16 protein-coding genes are annotated in these 17,909 nt (G+C 72.3%); 10 read left to right on the top strand and 6 right to left on the bottom strand.

The features are described from left to right. Nucleotides 1-7 precede the first annotated feature (7 nt). The 5 genes from ACZ7G1_RS19215 to pdhA form a co-directional block, all read right to left on the bottom strand. Entirely contained in the window at nucleotides 8-1,318 is a 1,311-nt protein-coding gene (locus tag ACZ7G1_RS19215) for an MFS transporter (protein ID WP_470874243.1), read from the bottom strand. Continuing rightward, nucleotides 1,315-1,956 (bottom strand): GntR family transcriptional regulator, encoded by a 642-nt coding sequence (locus ACZ7G1_RS19210; RefSeq protein ID WP_470874242.1) that lies wholly within the window; start codon nucleotides 1,954-1,956, stop codon nucleotides 1,315-1,317. Before ACZ7G1_RS19210 ends, ACZ7G1_RS19215 begins: the two co-directional genes overlap by 4 nt. 90 nt (nucleotides 1,957-2,046) lie before the next feature. Next, nucleotides 2,047-3,456, bottom strand: a complete 1,410-nt coding sequence (locus ACZ7G1_RS19205; RefSeq protein WP_470874403.1) for a dihydrolipoamide acetyltransferase family protein — start codon at nucleotides 3,454-3,456, stop codon at nucleotides 2,047-2,049. Between the two features lie 31 nt (nucleotides 3,457-3,487). After that, nucleotides 3,488-4,468 (bottom strand): alpha-ketoacid dehydrogenase subunit beta, encoded by a 981-nt coding sequence (locus ACZ7G1_RS19200; protein ID WP_470874240.1) that lies wholly within the window; start codon nucleotides 4,466-4,468, stop codon nucleotides 3,488-3,490. Between the two features lie 2 nt (nucleotides 4,469-4,470). Beyond that, on the bottom strand, nucleotides 4,471-5,664 hold the full coding sequence (gene pdhA, locus ACZ7G1_RS19195) for a pyruvate dehydrogenase (acetyl-transferring) E1 component subunit alpha (protein ID WP_470874238.1): 1,194 nt from the start codon (nucleotides 5,662-5,664) through the stop codon (nucleotides 4,471-4,473). A gap of 344 nt (nucleotides 5,665-6,008) precedes the next feature. On the opposite strand from pdhA, the gene ACZ7G1_RS19190 reads away from it, so the two are divergent. From ACZ7G1_RS19190 to ACZ7G1_RS19180, 3 genes are all read left to right on the top strand, one after another. Continuing rightward, nucleotides 6,009-6,668 carry a response regulator gene (locus tag ACZ7G1_RS19190; RefSeq protein WP_470874237.1) on the top strand — a complete coding sequence of 220 codons (660 nt, stop codon included), beginning with the start codon at nucleotides 6,009-6,011 and terminating at the stop codon, nucleotides 6,666-6,668. Between the two features lie 151 nt (nucleotides 6,669-6,819). Further along, nucleotides 6,820-7,272, top strand: a complete 453-nt coding sequence (locus tag ACZ7G1_RS19185; RefSeq protein WP_470874235.1) for a pyridoxamine 5'-phosphate oxidase family protein — start codon at nucleotides 6,820-6,822, stop codon at nucleotides 7,270-7,272. Between the two features lie 66 nt (nucleotides 7,273-7,338). Then, nucleotides 7,339-8,412, top strand: coding sequence for a phosphotransferase (locus ACZ7G1_RS19180; protein WP_470874402.1), 1,074 nt, complete (start codon nucleotides 7,339-7,341; stop codon nucleotides 8,410-8,412). Nucleotides 8,413-8,445: 33 nt separating this feature from the next. Here the strand turns inward: ACZ7G1_RS19180 and ACZ7G1_RS19175 are convergent, their stop codons facing one another. After that, the gene (locus ACZ7G1_RS19175; RefSeq protein ID WP_470874233.1) at nucleotides 8,446-10,035 is read right to left on the bottom strand and encodes a protein kinase domain-containing protein; all 1,590 of its coding nucleotides are present in this window, start codon (nucleotides 10,033-10,035) and stop codon (nucleotides 8,446-8,448) included. A 275-nt stretch (nucleotides 10,036-10,310) separates the two neighbouring features. On the opposite strand from ACZ7G1_RS19175, the gene ACZ7G1_RS19170 reads away from it, so the two are divergent. The 7 genes from ACZ7G1_RS19170 to ACZ7G1_RS19140 all read left to right on the top strand — a co-directional run bounded on the left by ACZ7G1_RS19170 (nucleotide 10,311) and on the right by ACZ7G1_RS19140 (nucleotide 17,881). Then, the gene (locus ACZ7G1_RS19170; RefSeq protein ID WP_470874231.1) at nucleotides 10,311-11,984 is read left to right on the top strand and encodes a protein kinase domain-containing protein; all 1,674 of its coding nucleotides are present in this window, start codon (nucleotides 10,311-10,313) and stop codon (nucleotides 11,982-11,984) included. A gap of 194 nt (nucleotides 11,985-12,178) precedes the next feature. Continuing rightward, complete coding sequence (locus ACZ7G1_RS19165) at nucleotides 12,179-12,502, top strand: hypothetical protein (protein WP_470874230.1); 324 nt, start codon at nucleotides 12,179-12,181, stop codon at nucleotides 12,500-12,502. 145 nt (nucleotides 12,503-12,647) lie between these two features. Next, the gene (locus tag ACZ7G1_RS19160; RefSeq protein ID WP_470874229.1) at nucleotides 12,648-12,821 is read left to right on the top strand and encodes a hypothetical protein; all 174 of its coding nucleotides are present in this window, start codon (nucleotides 12,648-12,650) and stop codon (nucleotides 12,819-12,821) included. An 85-nt stretch (nucleotides 12,822-12,906) separates the two neighbouring features. Next, complete coding sequence (locus tag ACZ7G1_RS19155) at nucleotides 12,907-13,539, top strand: PadR family transcriptional regulator (RefSeq protein WP_470874227.1); 633 nt, start codon at nucleotides 12,907-12,909, stop codon at nucleotides 13,537-13,539. A 100-nt stretch (nucleotides 13,540-13,639) separates the two neighbouring features. Next, nucleotides 13,640-14,374, top strand: a complete 735-nt coding sequence (locus tag ACZ7G1_RS19150; protein ID WP_470874225.1) for an ABC transporter ATP-binding protein — start codon at nucleotides 13,640-13,642, stop codon at nucleotides 14,372-14,374. Continuing rightward, nucleotides 14,371-17,238, top strand: a complete 2,868-nt coding sequence (locus ACZ7G1_RS19145; RefSeq protein WP_470874224.1) for an ABC transporter permease — start codon at nucleotides 14,371-14,373, stop codon at nucleotides 17,236-17,238. Before ACZ7G1_RS19150 ends, ACZ7G1_RS19145 begins: the two co-directional genes overlap by 4 nt. A 97-nt stretch (nucleotides 17,239-17,335) precedes the next feature. Then, complete coding sequence (locus tag ACZ7G1_RS19140; protein WP_470874222.1) at nucleotides 17,336-17,881, top strand: bacterial proteasome activator family protein; 546 nt, start codon at nucleotides 17,336-17,338, stop codon at nucleotides 17,879-17,881. The last annotated feature ends 28 nt before the right edge of the window (nucleotides 17,882-17,909 follow it).

Here is a 17,909-nt window from a genome sequence, read left to right as displayed (position 1 = left end):
CGTCGGGCTACGCCGGTACGTGGACGGCTTCCACGCGGCTGGCGACGAGCCGTTCCCGTTCCCTGCGGTGGGTGCGGGCCTTGAGGCGCAGGATCTGCACCACGCCGACCGCCTCCAGGACGAAGACCGACGAGAACGCGATCCGGTAGTTGTCGCCGGTCGCGTCGAGCAGCACGCCCACGGCGAGCAGCGTCGTCATCGAGGCGATGAAACCACCCATGTTGACGATGCCGGACGCGGTCCCCTGACGCTCCGGCGGATTGGCCGGGCGGGCGAAGTCGAAGCCGATCATCGACGCCGGTCCGCAGGCCCCGAGCACCACGCACAGGGTGATCAGCAGCCACATCGGGGCGTGGTCGCCGGGGTACGCGAGGGTGGTCCCCCACAGGAGGGCGGTGGCCGCCACGGTGCCGAGGGCGAGCGGGGCGCGGGCCGTGTGGTGGCGGGCGATGATCTGCCCGTACGCGAGGCCGACGACCATGTTGGAGAGCACCACGAGGGTGAGCAGCGTCCCGGCCGTGGACCGGGACAGGCCCTGCGCCTCGACGAGGTACGGCAGCCCCCAGAGCAGCAGGAACACCATGGCGGGGAACTGGGTGGTGAAGTGCACCCACATGCCGAGCCGGGTGCCGGGTTCCCGCCACGACTCGGCGATCTGGCGTCGCACGAAGGCGGCGCCCGCGTGCGAGGAGGGCTCGGGCTCGTGGCCCTCGGGGTGGTCCTTGAGGAGGATCAGCAGCAGGACGAGGACGAGGACGCCCGCGAGGGAGCTGCCGACGAAGGTGGTCGTCCAGCCGAGGCCGTGCAGGGCGCGGGCGATGAAGACGGTGGAGACGAGGTTGCCCGCCATGCCGATGAGCCCGGCGAGCTGGGCGATCAGCGGGCCCCTGCGGGCCGGGAACCAGCGGCTGCCGAGGCGCAGGACGCTGATGAACGTCATGGCGTCGCCGCAGCCGAGGAGGGCGCGGGAGGCGAGCGCGGTGCCGTACGAGGGGGAGAGCGCGAAGCCGAGCTGGCCGACGGTGAAGAGGACGACGCCCAGGGCCAGCACCTTCTTGGTGCCGAGCCGGTCGACCATGAGGCCGACGGGTATCTGCATGCCCGCGTAGACCAGCAGCTGGAGTATGGAGAAGGTGGAGAGCGCGGAGGCGTTGACGTCGAAGCGGTCGGCGGCGTCCAGGCCGGCGACGCCCAGGGACGTGCGGAAGATGACGGCGACGAAGTAGACGGAGACGCCGACGCCCCACACGAGGGCGGCGCGGCGGCCGCCGGGCGGGTCTCCCGGGAGGGTGACGGCCGATCCGTAGGACCTGTTCACCGGTCCTCACCCCGGACCAGGACCTTGACCCAGCTGAGGTGCTGGCGGACGCAGTGGGCGGCGCCCTCGACGTCGCCGGCGCGGATCCGGTCGAGGATCTCGGCGTGTTCGGTGATGTTCTTGGCGACCCGGTCGGGCTGGGACTGCATCACGGCGACGCCCATGCGGAGCTGGCGGTCGCGGAGCTGGTCGTAGAGCCGGGAGAGGATCTGGTTGCCGGCGTGGCGGACGATCTCGGCGTGGAAGCAGCGGTCGGTGACGGCGACTTCGGCGAGGTCGCCGGCCTCGGCGCGCCGCTTCTGTTCCTCCAGGAGCTCTTCGAGGCGGGCGATCAGCGTCGCGGGCGCGGGCACGGCCCGGCGGACGGCGAACTCCTCGACGAGCAGCCGGGTCTCGACGACGTCGGCGATCTCCTGGGCGGAGACGGCGAGGACGAGGGCGCCCTTCTTCGGGTAGAGCTTGAGCAGCCCTTCCATCTCCAGCTTGAGGAGTGCCTCGCGGACGGGGGTCCTGGAGACGCCGACGGCCTCGGCGAGTTCGCCTTCGGTGAGGAGCGTCCCGCCTTCGTAGCGCCGTTCGAGGACGGCCTGCTTGACGTGCATGTACACACGGTCGGCTGCTGGGGGTGCGGATGCCATGAACACAGCTTAGATACAACAGAGGTGCAACAAACAGGCCCGTCCGCGATACGGACGGGCCTGTTTCACGTGAAACGGTCACATAGGGCGTTACGCCCAGGTGATGAGACGCTTCGGGTTCTCCAGGATCGCGGCGATGTCCGCCAGGAACTTGGAGCCGAGCTCGCCGTCGACCAGGCGGTGGTCGAAGGAGAGCGCGAGGGTGGTGACCTGGCGCGGCTTCACCTTGCCCTTGTGGACCCACGGCTGGAGCTTGATCGCGCCGACCGCGAGGATCGCGGACTCGCCGGGGTTCAGGATGGGCGTACCGGTGTCGACGCCGAAGACGCCGACGTTGGTGATGGTGAAGGTGCCGCCCTGCATCGCCGCCGGGGTGGTCTTGCCCTCGCGGGCGGTGGCGACGAGCTCGCTCAGCGACTTCGAGAGCTCGGGCAGGGTCTGGGCGTGCGCGTCCTTGATGTTCGGCACGATCAGACCGCGCGGGGTGGCCGCGGCGATGCCCAGGTTCACGTAGTGCTTGAGGACGATCTCCTGCGCCGCCTCGTCCCAGGCAGCGTTGATCTCCGGGTTGCGCTTGACCGCGACGAGCACGGCCTTGGCGATGAGGAGGAGCGGGTTGACCCGCAGGCCCGCCATGTCCTTGTCGGACTTGAGCTCCTCGACCAGCTTCATCGTGCGCGTGATGTCGAAGGTCACGAACTCGGTGACGTGCGGCGCGGTGAAGGCCGAACCCACCATCGCGGCCGCCGTGGCCTTCCGTACCCCCTTGATGGGGACACGGGTCTCCCGGGCCTCCGCCGCCACGGCGGGAGCCGCGACCGGAGCCGCCACGGGCGCGGGGGCCGCGACCGGAGCGGGGGCCTCGACCACCGGCGCGGGCGCCGGGGCGGCCGCCGCGTGGACGTCCTCGCGGGTGATGATGCCGTCCGGACCGGTCGGGGTGACCGTCGCCAGATCGACGCCGAGGTCCTTCGCGAGCTTCCGGACCGGCGGCTTGGCCAGCGGCCGTCCGGCCCCCGATGCGTGCCCGTTGAGCTGCTCCGGCACGGAGACGGCGACGGGCGCGGGGGCGGCCGGCGCGGGGGCGACGGGCGCGGCGGTGGCCGCGGGCGCCGGGGCGCTCGTGCCTTCCGCCTTGCGCGGCCGGCGCTTGGTGGAGCTGGCGGCCACGCCGTAGCCGACGAGGACCGGCTGGCGGCCCTGCGGCTCCGCCTCGGCGGGAGCCGGGGCGGGCGCGGGGGCGCTGACGGCCACCGGGGCCTCCGGCGCCGGTGCGTCGCCGCCGACGTTCACCGAGATGATGACCTGGCCGACGTCGACCGTGGTGCCCTCGGGGAAGAGCAGCTCGTGGACCGTGCCGTCGAAGGGGATCGGCAGCTCGACGGCCGCCTTGGCCGTCTCGACCTCGATGACGACCTGGCCGTCGGTGACGGTGTCACCGGGCTGGACGTACCACTTGAGGATCTCGGCCTCGGTCAGGCCCTCGCCCACGTCGGGCATCTTGAATTCGCGGATCGTCACGGTGCTCTCCTCAGTACGCCAGCGAGCGGTCGACGGCGTCGAGCACGCGGTCCAGACCCGGCAGGTACTCCTCCTCCAGGCGCGCCGGCGGATACGGCGCGTGGTAGCCGCCGACCCGCAGGACGGGGGCCTCCAGGTGGTAGAAGCAGCGCTCGGTGATCCGGGCGGCGATCTCCGCGCCGGAGCCGAAGAACACCGGCGCCTCGTGGACGACGACCAGGCGGCGGGTCTTCTCGACCGAGGCCTGGATGGTGTCGAAGTCGAGCGGGGAGATCGAGCGCAGGTCCACGACCTCGACCGACTTGCCCTCCTCGGCGGCGGCCTCGGCCGCCTCCAGGCAGGTCTTGACCATCGGGCCGTAGGCCACCAGGGTGAGGTCCGTGCCCTCGCGGGCGACCCGGGCCTTGTGCAGCTCGCCCGGGATGGCCTCGGTGTCGAGCTCGCCCTTGTCCCAGTAGCGGCGCTTGGGCTCGAAGAAGATGACCGGGTCGTCGCTCTGGATCGCCTGCTGGAGCATCCAGTAGGCGTCGGAGGGGTTCGCCGGGGTGACCACCTTGAGGCCCGCGACGTGCGCGAAGAGCGACTCGGGGGACTCGGAGTGGTGCTCGACGGCGCCGATGCCGCCGCCGTACGGGATGCGGATGACGATCGGCATCTTCACGGTGCCGAGCGAACGGGCCCGCATCTTCGCCAGCTGGGACACGATCTGGTCGTACGCCGGGAAGACGAAGCCGTCGAACTGGATCTCCACGACCGGGCGGTAGCCGCGCAGCGCGAGACCGATCGCGGTGCCGACGATGCCGGACTCGGCGAGCGGGGTGTCGATGACCCGGTCCTCGCCGAAGTCCTTCTGCAGACCGTCGGTGATCCGGAAGACACCGCCGAGCTTGCCGACGTCCAGGCCCATGATCAGGACCTTGGGGTCGGTCTCCAGGGCCTTGCGCAGCGACTCGTTGAGCGCCTTGGCGAGGGGAAGCTTCTGAACAGCCATGGTTACTCGGCCTCTCCGCCCTCGAAGGACGCCTGGTAGGCGGCGAACTGCGCGCGCTCCTCGTCGACGAGCGCGTGCCCGTCCGCGTACACGTTGTCGAAGATCGCCATGTGCTCCGGGACGGGCATGGCGCGCACGACCTCGCGGACCTGCTTGCCGAGCGCCTCGCTCTCGGCTTCGAGCTCCTCGAAGAAGGCCGCGTCGGCGTGGCCCTCGTTCTCCATGTACGCCTTGAGGCGCGCGATCGGGTCCTTCGCCTCCCACTCCTCGCGCTCCGCGTCACGGCGGTAGCGGGTCGGGTCGTCGGAGGTGGTGTGGGCGGCCATGCGGTAGGTGTACGCCTCGATGAGCGTCGGGCCCTCGCCGCGGCGGGCGCGCTCCAGCGCCGACCGGGTCACGGCCAGGCACGCGAGGACGTCGTTGCCGTCGACGCGGACGCCGGGGAAGCCGAAGCCGCGGGCGCGCTGGTAGAGCGGGACGCGGGTCTGCTTCTCGATGGGCTCGGAAATGGCCCACTGGTTGTTCTGGCAGAAGAACACGACCGGGGCGTTGTACACCGCGGAGAAGACGAACGACTCGTTCACGTCTCCCTGGCTTGAGGCGCCGTCACCGAAGTACGCGATCACGGCGGAATCCGCGCCGTCCTTGGCGATGCCCATGGCGTAGCCGGTGGCGTGCAGGGTCTGCGAGCCGAGAACGATCGTGTACAGGTGGAAATTGTTGCTGCTGGGATCCCAGCCACCGTTGTTCACACCGCGGAACATTCCGAGGAGATTGGTGGGGTCGACCCCGCGGCACCAGGCGACGGCGTGCTCACGGTAGGTGGGGAAGACGTAGTCGTCGTCCCGCAGGGCGCGGCCGGAGCCGATCTGGGCGGCCTCCTGGCCGAGCAGCGAGGCCCACAGGCCCAGCTCGCCCTGGCGCTGGAGCGCGGTGGCCTCGGCGTCGAACCGACGGCTGAGAACCATGTCGCGGTACAGGCCGCGCAGTTCCTCGGCGCTCAGGTCGATGTCGTAGTCGGGGTGCTGGACGCGCTCTCCCTCGGGCGTCAGCAGCTGGACGAGCTCGGGCTCCACAGCGTCCGCCTCGGCGCGCGTGCTCGTCTTCTTGGTGGTGCTCGTGCTCGCGCTTGCGGTGCGCTTGGTGCCGCTGCTGCGTCGCGTCGTCTTGCGCGCGGCAGTGCTCTCCACGGTCACGTGCGTGCTCCTCCGTCGGTCCGGCCCCCGGGTTCGCCGGTAAGGCCAGTGCGGCTCTCCGCCTTATCCGTACCCTTCGCACGGGGTGGGTGCGACGCGGCCGGGGTCGGGCGTGACAGGTGCCCCGGCGAGCGCCCCTGTCATAGGCACGTTACCCACAGCGCAGCATTCCCGCGAAACCCCACTTGACCTGCGATTTTGCTTGGATTTCCAAGTAAATCGAGAAAAGCGGGAAGCGCGGCTGGTCAGCGCGTCGGGAGCGGCTTCGAGGGGCCGCCGGAACACCCGGCACGTTATCCCGCGCACCCCGGGCGCGGGAAGAGCCAATATGTGAGACTGGCTGCGTGCGCGAAGAAGGAAAAATCACGGTATTTCTGCTGGACGACCACGAAGTCGTCCGGCGCGGCGTCCACGAGCTGCTCTCCGTGGAAAGCGACATCGAGGTGGTCGGCGAGGCCGGAACGGCGGCGGACGCGCTGGTCAGGATCCCCGCGACCCGCCCCGACGTCGCCGTGCTCGACGTGCGGCTGCCGGACGGCAGCGGAGTGGAGGTGTGCCGCGAGATCCGTTCGCAGAACGAGTCGATCAAGTGCCTGATGCTCACCTCGTACGCCGACGACGAGGCGCTCTTCGACGCGATCATGGCCGGGGCCTCGGGTTATGTCCTCAAGGCGATCCGGGGCAACGAACTGCTGAACGCCGTGCGGGACGTGGCGGCCGGCAAGTCGCTGCTCGACCCGGTGGCGACCGCCCGCGTCCTGGAGCGGCTGCGCGACGGCAACAACCCGAAGGGTGACGACAAGCTCGCCAACCTGACGGACCAGGAGCGCAAGATCCTGGACCTGATCGGCGAGGGCCTGACGAACCGGGTGATCGGCGAGCGGCTCCACCTGGCGGAGAAGACCATCAAGAACTACGTCTCCAGCCTGCTGTCGAAGCTGGGCATGGAGCGCCGCTCGCAGGCCGCGGCCTATGTGGCGCGGCTCCAGGCCGAGCGGCACTGACCCGGCACGGCCTCCCGCGGGCCCCGGCCGGACCGTGCCTCACCCGTACGGACCAGCCCGGGGCCTTCGGCCGTTTTCGGGACCTACGTCCCCGCCCAACCGGGGCAGGGGCCCCTTTCCCGACAGGGTGCCGGTGGCGGAGAGTGGAACCATGTCCACCGACGAGAACCGCGCCATCGAGCTCCTCGGCCGAGTGTCCTACGGCCGAGTGGCGACGAGCATGCGGGCGATGCCGTTCGTCGCCCCCGCCCGGCACATCGTGTCCGACGGCCGTGTCCTGCTCCGGCTGCACCAGGGGCTCGGCTACCACCGCGCCTGCAACGGAAGCGTCGTCGCGTACGGGGCGGACAACTTCAACTCGGGCTCCGAGCACCTGTGGTCCGTGCAGTTCACCGGCACGGCGGAGATCGTCGAGCCGACCGAGGAGGAGCTCGCGGCCTTCGGCGCCGAGCCGGAGTCCGTGGACGGCGAGCCCTTCGTCCCGGTCTTCATGCGCATCGAACCGCAGTTCGTGACGGTGCACGCGCTCGACTACGCGAGCGAGACCCCGACGACCCGGGCCGGCACCCCTTCCGTACGGCGACATCTCCACCACGTAGCGTGATCTAACATCTGGCGGGTGCCGCGCTCATCTGAACCGCTCACCGCGCCGCCCGCCGGTGCCTCCCCCGTGGCCCCCCGCTCCCCCGGAGGCCCGCCCGCAGGACGGCACCCGCGCCCGTCCGGGGCGCCGCCCGTCGGCGTCCTGCTCCGCCGCCACCGGCACGCCGGAGAGCCCCTGGCCTGCGAACCCGTCACCGAGGGCCTGCTCAACCGCGGCTTCCGCCTCACCACCACCCGCGGCACGTACTTCCTGAAACAGCACCTGGACGCCCCCACCGCCGACCGCGCCACCATCGTCCGGCAGCACCGCGCCACCCAGCGCCTGCACGCCCTCGGCCTGCCCGTCGCCCCGCCGCTCGCCGACACCACCGGCCGCACGGTCACCGTCGTCGACGGCCACTGCTACGCCCTGCACCCCTGGATCGACGGCCGCCACCGCGACGGCGCCCAGCTCAGCGCGGGCTGCTCCCACCGCCTCGGCACCCTGCTCGGGCAGGTCCACACCGCCCTCGACCGGGTGATGGGCCCCTCGGGCCCGGACGGCCCGGACGGCCCGACCGGCGCCGACGACCGCGCCAGCGCCGACCTCCAGGACACCTTCCGGGCCATCGACGAGCTGATCCGGCTGGTCCGCGCGCACCGGCCCCGCGACAGCTTCGACGCGCTCGCCGAGCACCGGCTCAGGGAGCGCCGCAGGCTGCTCGCCCAGCACGCCCACCACCGTCCCCCGCCGGCCGTCGCCGCGGGCTGGGTGCACGGCGACTTCCACCCGCTGAACCTGCTGTACCGGGGCGCCGAGCCGGCGGCGATCGTCGACTGGGACCGGCTCGGGGTCCGCCCCCGGGCCGAGGAGGCGGTCAGGGCCGCCGCGATCTTCTTCGTACGGCCCGGTGGCGAGCTGGCCCTGGAGAAGGTACGGGCCTACGCGCGCGCGTACCGGCGGGCGACGGGGGCCTGCGGCGGGGAGCTCGCGGCGGCGGCGCACCGGGTGTGGTGGGAGCGGCTCAACGACTTCTGGACGCTGCGCTGGCGCTACCAGCTGCACGACAGAAGGGCCGACCCGCAGTTTCCCGCGGTATCGGCCCTCGCCGTCTGGTGGACCCGTGAGTACGAGGCGGTCCGTGACGCCTTCGCCGGCTGAGCGTGCCCGCGGCGGAGGCACCGGACCCCGGTGTCAGGGGTGGGTGGCGCCGCTGCCGGTGGACGGGGTGCCCGGGTTGCCGCCGGCGCCGTCGGTCGGGTCGGTGCCCGGGTCCGTGGCGGGGTCGGTCGGCGTCTCGGTCGTCGGGGTGTCCGTCGGATCGGTCGGCGGCGTCGTCGTCGGGGTGTCCGTGGGGTCGGTCGGCGGCGTCGTCGTCGGCTCGGTGGGCGTCTGCGTCGTCGGCGGGGTCCACGGGGCCTGGGTCTCGCCGCCGTCCGTGGTGGAGTCCTGCGAGGGCTCCTCGCTGGGCTCCTCCGACGGGGTGGGCTCCTCGGAGGCCGTCGACGGCGAATTGCTGACGGTGGCCGGCGGCTTCACGCCACCGCCCTTGTCGCCGGCCTTGTCGACGGCGTACACGACACCGGCGACGACCGCGATCAGGGCGAGCGCGACGAACAGCCACAGCTTGCCCCGGCCGCCGTTGCCGCCCTGCGAGCCGTACGAACCGTCCTGGCCGTAGCCGCCGGTGCCGCCCGTGCCGCCGTCGTAACCGCCGTATCCGCCGTCGTCGGGGTTCATCGGCGGGAGGATCGGGCCCTGCGCGGTCTCCCCGTGCATCGGGTGACCCATCGCGGCGGTCGCCGCCATGCCGCCGGCCGGGGTGCGGCCGTCGTGCATGTCGACCGGTCCGGTGTTCCAGGTGCCGGTGTGGCCGCCGTGCTGATGGAGCATCTGCAGGCCGTACTGGATGAGGCCGCGCATCTCCTCGGCGCTCTGGAACCGGTCGTCCGGGTCCTTCGCGAGGGAGCGCATCACCAGGCCGTCGAGCTCGGGCGGCACGCCGCCGGCGACCTCGGACGGCGGGACCGGCGCGTCCTGCACGTGCTGGTAGACGACGGAGAGCGGCGTCTCGCCGGTGAAGGGGGGCCGCAGCGCGAGGAGTTCGTAGAGCAGACAGCCCGTCGCGTACAGGTCGGAGCGGTGGTCGACGGCCTTGCCGAGCGCCTGCTCGGGGGAGAGGTACTGGGGGGTGCCCATGACCATGCCGGTCTGGGTCATCGTCGACTGCGCGCCGTGCAGGGCGCGGGCGATGCCGAAGTCCATGACCTTCACGGCACCGGTGTGCGTGATGATGACGTTGGCCGGCTTGATGTCGCGGTGCACGATGCCGTGCTGGTGCGAGTAGGCCAGCGCCTCCAGGACGCCGGAGACGATGATGAGCGCCTGCTCGGGACCCGGCGCCTCGGCGCTGAGCAGCAGGTCGCGGATGGTGCGGCCCTCGACGAGCTCCATCACGATGTACGGCACGGGGCGGCCGCCCACCAGGTCCTCGCCGGAGTCGTACACCGCGACGATGGCGTGGTGGTTGAGGCCGGCGACCGACTGGGCCTCGCGCGTGAAGCGGGCCTTGGAGACCGGGTCCTCGGCGAGATCGGCGCGCAGCAGCTTCACCGCGACGGTGCGGCCGAGCCGCACGTCCTCGGCGGCGAAGACCTCCGCCATGCCGCCGCGGCCCAGACGGTGCGTCAGGCGGTAGCGGCCGTCACCGACGACTCCGCCCTCGCCCCAGGACTCCGCTGACGCGTCCGGCACACCGCCACCTGCTCCGGATTCGGGTGCCATCAGTCCTCGCCGTCGTCTGTCGTGCCGTGTCCAGTCGTCACGCTACAGGCTCCGTACGACATCACGGTCCGAGATGGACCGGCCATCCAACCCCGCTCCCGTACACCTGTGCAAATTCGATGCGATGGCGCGGCCGCCGCCGGATCGCTTCGTGGAGGGTTCCTGTGCGGAGGGTCACGGAACGGGCACCCGGCTTGACGTGTCACTGCCCTGGGGCAGACTTGGCGCAGAAATTCCGGATCAACGCCGCCACGCGCGCGTAGGGGGAAGCACAGATGAGCCAGGACGGCGCACAGGGCCGCTATGCGGGCGGTTCGGTCGCGGGCGGCCGGTACCAGCTGCGCGATCTTCTCGGCGAGGGCGGCATGGCGTCCGTGTACCTGGCCTACGACAGCGCCCTCGACCGACAGGTCGCGATCAAGACGCTGCACACCGAACTCGGCCGTGAGCAGTCGTTCCGCGAGCGCTTCCGCCGCGAGGCGCAGGCCGTCGCGAAGCTGTCGCACACGAACATCGTCTCGGTCTTCGACACCGGCGAGGACACCCTCGACGGCGCCGTCATGCCGTACATCGTCATGGAGTACGTGGAGGGGCAGCCGCTCGGCTCGGTGCTCGCCGCGGACATCCAGCAGTACGGCGCGATGCCCGCCGACAAGGCGCTCAAGGTGACGGCCGACGTGCTGGCCGCCCTGGAGGTCAGCCACGAGATGGGCCTGGTCCACCGTGACATCAAGCCGGGCAACGTCATGCAGACCAAGCGCGGCGTGGTCAAGGTCATGGACTTCGGCATCGCACGGGCCATGCAGTCGGGGGTCACCTCGATGACGCAGACCGGCATGGTCGTCGGCACCCCCCAGTACCTCTCCCCCGAGCAGGCGCTCGGCCGTGCGGTGGACGCCCGCTCCGACCTTTATTCGGTCGGCATCATGCTGTTCCAGCTGCTGACGGGCCGTCTGCCCTTCGACGCCGACTCCCCGCTCGCCATCGCCTACGCGCACGTGCAGGAGGAACCGGTCGCCCCGTCGACGGTCAACCGCGCGGTGACGCCGGCGATGGACGCGCTCGTCGCCCGCGCGCTGCGGAAGAACCCGAACGAGCGGTTCCCGAGCGCGGCCGCGATGCGCGACGAGTGCCTGCGGGTGCTCTCGGCCGGCCAGACCGGCGCCCCGATGATCGTCCAGGGCGGCGGTCCGGTGAGCAGTGGCGCGGGCGTCGGCTCGGCGGTCTTCCCGCCGGTCGGCCAGACCCCGCCGCCCACCCCGCACGGGGTGCAGCAGCCCTACCAGCCGACGCCGCAGCCCGGCCCGTACGGCCCGACGACCCCGGCGCCCGGCCCCGCGTACGGCTACCCGCAGCAGGCTCCGACCCCGGCGCCCTACGCGCCCGCGCCGACGCCCGCCCCGTACGCCGCGGCGCCGACCCCCGCACCGTACGCCTCCGCTCCCACGCCCGCGCCGTACGCGCAGACGCCCGCGCCCGTCGCGTCCGGCGGCGGCTCCCGGCGGAACACCCCGGTGCTCGTGGGCGCGATCGCGGCCGCGGTCCTCGCGATCGGCGGCCTGATCCTGGTCCTCAACCTCGACGAGGAGAAGGACCCGCAGGCGGGCGGCACCGGCGGCACCGAGACGCAGCAGAGCCAGACGGCGGCGCCCGGTCACAAGGGTCCCGACCTGACCAAGACCATCGACACGAAGAAGTGCATGCAGCCTTCGGAGTCGAGCGACGACCCGGCCAAGTTCGAGACGCCCAACTTCACCTACAAGAACATCCAGTCGGTGAAGGCCTGCGTCCAGGCGGCCGGGTGGAAGATCATGGTCCAGACGCCGGTGGACGAGTCCACGTACGGCGAGGGCACGGTCCTCGAGCAGTACCCGCCGGCCGGTCAGGACATCACCGACGAGGACGCCGAGTTCACCCTCAAGGTCTCGACGGGCAACCCGCCGCAGTAGCGGGGGCGCGCCGCCCCGGCACCGGGCCGTACGCCCGGTCCCCCCGCCCGGATGCCGGATGTGTCCTGCCATGTGACGCTGAGTTGACTACCTCGGCGGCTCGGCACGGGAGGGGGTCACCCGGTGACTCCAGCACTCCGCAGGACACGGGCGCGGGCCCTCGGCCCGGTGCTCACCTGCGTGTTCGTCGGTGCGTGCGCCCTGTTCGCCGCGCCTTCCGCGTATCCGGCGGATCCTCCGCACACGTCGGTGGGCACCACGGCCCCGACGCCGGCGCCGACCGGCACCACCCCGGTGGCGCCGTCCTCGCTCCCCTCTTCCGCGACGCCGTCCGCGACGCCTCCGTCGACGCGCCCCGGCACCGGGAGCGCCTCCCCGGGGCGCTCGCCGTCGGGCACGCCGGCGTCCCCGGCTCCGGCGCCGACCGGCACGGGTTCCCCCACGGGGCCGAGTGCCACGCCGAGCGAGGCTCCCGCGCCCAGTGGTTCCGCTTCGCTCGCGGGCCGTCCGGCGGGTGAGGGGCGGCCGCGGCCCGGGCGCTCCGAGACCGCTCCGGCGAGCGCGACGGCGCCGTCGCCGGGCCCGTCCCGTACCGAAACCGCTACAGAAGCCGACGGGCACGAGGCCGTCGAGGAGGAGGCCGAGGCGGTACGGGAGGAGGACGTGGTGCTGCCCGACGCGGCGCCGGCCACCCTGCCCGCCGCGGGCTCCCGGCTGGCCGCCGAAACCCCGCCGCCCTTCGCCGACCAGCGGATTCCCGTGTTGACGCTGGGCGCGGGGCTGGCTCTGATGGGGCTGGGGATCGGCTTTCTCGGCCTCCGGATGCGCCGCCGCTGAGCCCCCGGGTCCCCCTTGAGGCGGACCTGCCGCTTCCGTCTCAGGTCGGTTGTCCCCGACGACATACTCGGTATACATACTGAGTATGTCGATCCGCCACGGGCTCCTCGCCCTCCTCGAACGCGGCCCTCGGTACGGCTCACAGCTCCGCACGGAGTTCGAGTCCCGCACCGGTGCCACCTGGCCGCTCAACGTCGGCCAGGTCTACACGACCCTGAGCCGTCTGGAGCGCGACGGCATGGTCGCGCAGAGCGGCGAGGACGCGGCCGGGCACGCGCTCTACGCGATCACCGACAGCGGGCGCACCGAGCTCAGGACCTGGTTCGAGAAGCCCGTGGACCGCACCAGCCCCGCCCGTGACGAGCTGGCCATCAAGCTCGCCATGGCCGTGGGCGCGCCCTCCGTCGACATCCGCGACGTCATCCAGTCCCAGCGCCGGCACACCGTCAAGGCGATGCAGGACTACACCCGGCTCAAGGCCCAGGCTCTCGCCGCCGTCGAACGCGGCGGCTCCCGGGAACGCGACGACGTCGCCTGGCTGCTCGTCCTCGAGCAGCTGATCTTCCAGACCGAGGCCGAGGCCCGCTGGCTCGACCACTGCGAGTCCCGGCTGATCCGCCTGTCGGCGACGGCGCCCGCGACACCGGCCGCACCGGCCGCCGTCGAGCCCGCGCCCTCGGCGGCCCGCACGACCACCGGTGCGCCCGGGGCGCGGTGACCGCACGCCCGCACCCCGTCCGTACCGCCGACGCAGCACCGTCCACCGCACGCCCCGTACCCGGCCGTCCGCCGGGTACGTCCCAAGGGGGGACCCCTCGATGTCCACACAGCAGCCCGTGCTGCAACTCCAGAACCTGGCCCGAGTCCACGGCTCCGGCGCCACCGAGGTGCACGCCCTGCGCGGCATCGACCTCGCCGTCTACCCGGGCGAACTCGTCGCCGTCATGGGCCCGTCCGGCTCCGGGAAGTCCACGCTGCTCACCATCGCGGGCGGTCTCGACACCCCGACCTCCGGCCGGGTGATCGTCGAGGACACCGACATCACCACGGCGAGCGTCAAGGAGCTCGCGGCCCTGCGCCGCCGCAGCATCGGTTACGTCTTCCAGGACTACAACCTCATCCCGGCGCTGACCGCCGCCGAGAACGTGGCCCTGCCCCGTGAACTGGACGGGACCTCCGCCCGCAAGGCACGCGGAGAGGCCGTGGCCGCGCTGGAGGAGATGGGCCTCGGCCATCTCGCCGACCGCTTCCCCGACGAGATGTCGGGCGGCCAGCAGCAGCGGGTGGCCATCGCCCGTGCCCTGGTCGGCGACCGCAGGCTCGTCCTCGCCGACGAGCCGACCGGCGCCCTCGACTCCGAGACCGGGGAGTCCGTGCTCGCCCTGCTCCGTTCGCGCTGCGACGCGGGCGCCGCCGGTGTCCTCGTCACCCACGAGCCGCGGTTCGCGGCCTGGGCCGACCGCGTCGTGTTCCTCCGGGACGGCGCCATCGTCGACCAGACCGTGCGCAGCGACGCCGATTCCCTCCTCTCGGGCCAGGTGGCCGAGGCGTGAAGACCTGGTTCCACTCCTGGCGGGCCGCCATCCGCATCGCCCGGCGCGACGCCTGGCGCTCCAAGGGCCGCAGCGCCCTGGTCCTCGCGATGATCGCGCTGCCCATCCTGGGCGTCAGCGCCCTCGACCTGACCTACCGCAGCTCCGAACTCTCCCCCGCCGAGGCGGTGGAGCGGTCCATCGGCGCGGCCGACGCGCGGTTCCTCGACGCCCAGGTGGGCGGTGTGCCGATCCTCCAGGACCCGGCCGGCGAGATGACCACACCGGCCAAGGACCCCGGGAACGGGACCTGGCCCAGCGGTTCCACGGACGTCTACAAGTCCATCCCGGCGGGCTCCACCGTCCTCACGGACGAGTCGGGTTCGGCGAAGCTGACGACCGCGCACGGCCTCCTGATGGCGGAGGTGCGCGAGCTCAAGGCCTCCGATCCGATCACCCGCGGCATCACCACGCTCCTCAAGGGGCGTTTCCCGGAGAAGAGCGACGAGGTCATGGCCACCTCGCACTTCCTGGAGACCAGCGGACTGTCGATCGGCTCGACCCTTTCCGCCCGCAACTTCGACCGCCCGTACACGATCGTCGGCTCCTACGAATTCCCCGGCGCGCTCAAGGCCGACCAGATCAACGCGCTGCCGGGAGCGTTCCTCGACCCGTACCGGAAGGCCGTCGAGAAGGCCGGTCTGCCCGCGCCCGACACCTCCGTCTCGTATCTGGTCCGCGCGCCCGGTGGTTTCACGTGGAACACCGTGCAGCAGATCAACACCAAGGGTGTCCGCGTCGTCTCGCGCGCCGTGCTGCTCGACCCGCCCGACGAGTCCGAGGTGCCGTTCTTCCAGAGGGACGGCGGGGGCAACAACTACGAGGCCAGTGCCGCGGCCCGGGCCGCCACGCTCGCCGCCGTCGGTACCGTCGTCGGCCTGGCGATGCTGGAGATCTGTCTGCTCGCCGGGCCCGCGTTCGCGGTCGGCGCCCGCCGCTCGCGCCGCCAGCTCGGTCTGGTCGGGGCCAACGGCGGTGCCCGCAGCCACATCCGGGCCATCGTGCTCAGCGGCGGTCTGGTCATCGGCGTCGCCGCCGCCGTCGTCGGCACCGTCCTCGCCGTGATCCTGACCCTGCTGCTCCAGCCGGTCCTCGAAGAGACCATGGGCCAGCGGTTCGGCGCCTTCGACGTCCGGCCGCTCGAACTGCTCGGCATCGCGCTGCTCGCGGTCCTCACCGGTCTGCTCTCCGCGATCGTCCCGGCCTTCACCGCCTCCCGGCAGACCGTCCTCGCCTCGCTCACCGGCCGGCGCGGGGTCCGCCGCAGCAGCCGCGTGCTGCCCCTGGTCGGCCTCGCCGCCCTGCTGATCGGCGGCGCGATCGCGCTCTTCGGCTCGATGGTCAGCCAGCAGTTCATCATCGTGGCGGGCGGCTCCGCCATCGCCGAGCTGGGCGTCGTCGCCATGACCCCGGCCCTGGTGGGCCTCTTCGGCCGGACCGGCCGCTGGCTGCCGCTCTCCCCGCGCCTCGCGCTGCGGGACGCCGTCCGCAACCGGGGCCGTACGGCACCCGCCGTCGCCGCCGTGCTCGCCGCCGTCGCCGGCACGGTCGCCGTCTCCACGTACATGGCCAGCGAGGAGGCCCAGCAGCGGGCCGAGTACACCCCCCTGCTGCCGTACGGCGTCGCCTCCGCGTTCGTCCCCGAGGAGGGCGGCCGGGACGTGCCCGCCGTCCGCGAGGCCATCCAGCGCGCCTTCCCCGTCGACACCCGCGCCGACGTCGAACGCGTCTCCGTCGGCAAGCCCGGCTGCTCCCAGTGGGACTCGGGCCCCGGCTGCGGCCGCTACGAGGTCCTCGTCCCCAAGGCGAACGAATGCCCGCTGTACGCCTCGGTCCCGGGCGGCGGCGACCCCGCGGAGAAGTACACGCCCGAACAGCGGCGGAAGATGCTCACCGAGGACTGGCGCTGCAAGGAGTCCGCGAGCGGCGGGATGTACATCACCGACAGCGGTCTCGTCGTCGGTGACGCCGCCCTCCTCAAGGTCCTCGGCGTCGACGACCCCGCGACCGTGAAGGCCCTCGCCGACGGCAAGGTCGTCAGCTTCAACCGCACCCTCGTCGCCGAGAACGGCACCATCGGCATCAAGCAGATCACCGACGCCGCCGCCGCCGACAAGGCCGCCGAGCAGAACCGCCCCATCCCCGGAAAGGTCGGCTCCCTGCCCGCCCACCTGGTGCCCGGCGACAAGAAGACGTACGGCGTCCAGGCCCTCATGACCCCGGCCACCGCCAAGGCCGCCGGCCTGGCCACCGTGCCCCTGGGCGTGTACGTCAGCACCGACCGGCTCCCGGACGGCGAGCAGCGCCAGAAGCTCGACGGCGAGCTCGCCAAGCTCGGCAGCACCGTCGAGTTCCACCTGGAGGAAGGCTTCGTCAGCGAGGACGGGATCATCCTGCTGTCGCTGGCCGTCTTCGCCGGCCTGGTCACCATCGGCGCCGCCGGCATCGCCACCGGCCTCGCCCAGGCCGACGCCGAGGCCGACCTGAAGACCCTCGCCGCCGTCGGCGCCCCGCCCCGGGTCCGCCGCACGCTCAGCGGGTTCCAGTGCGGAGTCGTCGCCGCGATGGGCGTGGTCCTCGGCTCGGCCGCCGGACTGCTGCCCGCGGTGGGCCTGCGCCTCACCGAGGAACGCAACCAGCTCCGCTACTTCGAGCAGAACCTCGCCCACGGCTGGAGCGGCGACACCACCCCGCCCGACCTGCCGATCATCATCCCCTGGGAGACCCTGGCCGGCCTGCTCGTCGCCGTCCCGCTCGGCGCCGCCCTGCTCGCCGCCCTGGTGACCCGCTCCCGCGGCGCGCTCGCCCGGCGCGCGGCGACCTGACGGACCCCGCACCGACCCGTGCCCCTGTACGAGGGTGGATCACCCCCGTACAGGGGCACACCAGTGGGTGACGCGATGTGTACGAGAGAATGGCGGCATGGAGATGCCGAGGAATGACAGGTCGCAGGAGAGCCCCCAGGTCCTCATCGTGGGACAGGACGGGATGGCGCTCGGCGGCACTCAGGGCGACGACGAACCCCGCGAGGTCCCGGTGACGGAAATGGTCGAGCAGCCTGCGAAGGTCATGCGGATCGGCAGCATGATCAAGCAGCTCCTGGAGGAAGTACGCGCGGCACCTCTCGACGAGGCCAGCCGCGTCAGGCTCAAGGACATCCACGCCAGCTCCGTGAAGGAGCTGGAGGACGGGCTCGCGCCCGAACTGGTCGAGGAACTGGAGCGGCTTTCCCTGCCGTTCACGGACGAGGCGATCCCCTCCGAGGCGGAGCTGCGCATCGCACAGGCACAGCTGGTCGGCTGGCTCGAAGGCCTCTTCCACGGCATCCAGACGGCGCTGTTCGCCCAGCAGATGGCGGCCCGCGCCCAGCTGGAGCAGATGCGGCGCGCCCTCCCGCCGGGGGCGTCCCACGACGATGACGACGACCGCGGCAACGGCCACGCGGTGCGCTCGGGCCCGTACCTGTAAGCCCGCTCGTCCGGTACGGCAGAGGGAC

It is taken from the genome of Streptomyces sp. NPDC037273 (genome assembly GCF_055603625.1).
Note: the sequence above shows the minus strand (reverse complement) of the source record. Positions and strands in the feature narration are given on the sequence as shown.